Origin of the sequence: Bacillus sp. SRB_8, assembly GCF_003264205.1 — a bacterium.
GTDB lineage: Bacteria > Bacillota > Bacilli > Bacillales > Bacillaceae_G > Bacillus_A > Bacillus_A mycoides.
On record NZ_NADT01000209.1, the window covers coordinates 1 to 433 of the forward strand.

The following is a 433-nucleotide window of genomic DNA, read 5'->3' on the forward strand; positions in this document are numbered from 1 at the left end:
AAGGAAGGCGGCTCGGTGTCCGACCGGCCCACGCCGCCCGTCACCGCCGTGGCGCCGCGCGGCAAGCTGAAGAACAAGTAAGGCCCTGCGCCGGCCTGAAACAAAGCACCCGGTGCTGCTATGCGGCGGCACCGGGTGCTTTTTCGTGGGCGTTCGCCACAACGCGGTGGCGGTTCAGCGCTGGCTGCGCTGGGGCTTGGCCTTGCGCGCTTCCTTGCGCGCCGCGCGCTCGGCCTCCTGCACCGCGGCGACCGCGCTCCAGGCCTCGAACTCGGCCGGCACCTCCAGCGTGATGCGGCCCAGGATCGCGCTGCGGAAGTCGGTCAGAACGATCTCGGCCGTCTTCTGCAGGTTGACGCGCCCGCCGCCCTGCATGGCGCCGCGCTTCTTGCCGATGGCTTCGAGCAGCTCTTCGTCGTGCATCTGCGCCACC

General features: G+C 70.7%; 1 pseudogene. It reads right to left on the bottom strand.

The features are described 5' to 3' along the window. Nucleotides 1–174 precede the first annotated feature (174 nt). A pseudogene (locus B5P40_RS32460) lies at nt 175–433 on the bottom strand (hypothetical protein); the annotation flags it as partial.